The sequence below is a fragment of the Myxosarcina sp. GI1(2024) genome, from assembly GCF_053543375.1.
The window spans coordinates 88,339-90,254 of record NZ_JBKGTY010000009.1; the positions used below are offsets into that span (position 1 = coordinate 88,339).

Annotated in this window: 3 protein-coding genes; 2 read left to right on the top strand and 1 reads right to left on the bottom strand. The window is 41.5% G+C overall.

All coding sequences use genetic code 11. The annotated features are described in order from the left end of the window. Positions 1-350: IS6 family transposase (locus tag ACLFKQ_RS24655; protein ID WP_449001685.1), on the bottom strand; the 350-nt coding region annotated here is incomplete at its 3' end. Positions 351-513: 163 nt separating this feature from the next. Here ACLFKQ_RS24655 and ACLFKQ_RS24660 point away from each other — a divergent pair. Further along, on the top strand, positions 514-1,200 hold the full coding sequence (locus tag ACLFKQ_RS24660) for an AraC family transcriptional regulator (RefSeq protein WP_449002333.1): 687 nt from the start codon (positions 514-516) through the stop codon (positions 1,198-1,200). 226 nt (positions 1,201-1,426) lie between these two features. Next, positions 1,427-1,876 carry a hypothetical protein gene (locus ACLFKQ_RS24665; protein ID WP_449002334.1) on the top strand — a complete coding sequence of 150 codons (450 nt, stop codon included), beginning with the start codon at positions 1,427-1,429 and terminating at the stop codon, positions 1,874-1,876. The last annotated feature ends 40 nt before the right edge of the window (positions 1,877-1,916 follow it).

Genomic DNA, 1,916 nt, shown 5'->3' on the forward strand with positions numbered 1-1,916 from the left:
TTAGCAGCTTGTTTATCTCTCCTGGCACTAAACATAAACTCTATGGTAATACCATTGCTGTCAACTGCTCTATATAGATATTTCCATTTTCCTTTGACCTTGAGATAAGTTTGATCTACTCGCCAAGAGTCATTAGTTGAGATGAGATGCTTTCTGGCTCTTCTTTCTATTTGTGGTGCATAAATCATCACCCATCGGTAAATCGTGGTGTGGTCTACAGATAGTCCTCGCTCTTGCATGATTTCTGCTAAATCACGATAACTCAAACCATAGCGGAGATACCACCTCACACAAAGTAAAATTATTTCTCCTTGAAAATGTTTCCACTTAAATGGTTGCTTTGAGTTCATCTGGTCTAGTAGTTATTTACGTTTGTTAAATACTACAAGTTTGTCTTAAGTTTTTGCAACATTACCGTTTCAGCAGCCTTCAGGAACAATCGCATCTGGTTTTTGGCACGAGCATACAATTGTTTTGAGTTTGACAACCTGTTCTGGTCGTATATGGCAAGCTATGGATAATCGTAGCTATACGGGACTTTATACCAAAGGCGATCTGACTGTAGTTCCCGCTGGACTTTCTGGTTATTATCAGGCTTATAATGACGACCGCTATTTACAAATTAGAATTCCACCAAATCTTCTCAAACAATTAGGCAGAGAAACCACTAACATCGATCTCGATCGCTGGGAATTACGAACAGAATTTCGCGCTCGCAATCCTCAGATAGAACAACTAGCAATGATGCTGCGTGCCGAATTGTATCAAGGTGATTGTGGAGTTGGACAGCTTTATGTTGAGTCTTTAGCTAATGCTTTAGTGGTTAATCTATTAAGAAATTATTCTGGCGTTAAATCCTTAGTAGCAACTTACTCAGGAGGGTTAAGCGATCGCGCATTACTCAAAGCAACCGATTACATCAAAGATCGTTTGAATCAATCGATTAAGATTAAAGACTTAGCAGCATTTGTCGGTATCAGCCAGTTTCATTTCAGCAGACTATTTAAACAATCGACAGGCAAAACTCCCCATCAATACATAATAGAGCAAAAAATCGAACTAGCTAAACGCTTACTCAAAAAAGAAGATAGAGCGATCGCAGATATCGCTTTAGACTGTGGTTTTAGCAGTCAGAGCCATCTGGGGAAATATTTTCGTCAACTGACAGGAATTACTCCCAAAGCTTACCGTCAAAGTTAACATCACTACAATGATTTTAAGCATTTGTTTGATTAATCTCTCAAACCAGTTTTATTTCTTATCGGTTTACTAATAGCTTTATTTATCGGGCAAACAAATTTACGGCAAACAAATTTACAAAGTACCTCAAAAATACCGAAATACTCTGGGATGACTACGGCATACCTCATGTTTATGGAGTCGATGCTAAAGGTGCATTTAAAGCCCTGACTCAACTGATGGATAGTTGGTCGTTGCCTTAAGAGAGGCAAACTTAATCGAGTTGGAACAAGTGGCTCAAGATGGAATGAGAGTTAGAGCCAGCGCCGGAGCCGCTTCTTTTCGGCGAGAAGCCACCGTAAGGGAACACCTGTGTCGCGCTCAAGCCTTAGAGTTAGAATTGCTTTCGAGTGAGGAGGATTGTGAACAGCAGGGAACCGCAAGACAGCAACAAGCTAGAGCCAGAGCCAGACGGGAGCGCCTCGAGCGGTTCGAAGCTGCCTTAAAAGAACTGCCGCAAGCCAGAAAAGCCAAACCCAAGAACAAACAAGATCGAGCCAGGGTATCCATCATCGATGCTGAAGCGAGGGTGATGAAAATGCCGGATGGGGGATTCCGACCTGCCTACAACTTTCAATTGGCAGTAGATACAGGGAGTCGGGTAATTGTGGGAGTCGATGTGACTAACGGTACTTAAACAAAAATCAAGCCCAAACAAAGCCCAAACTAGCTTTATA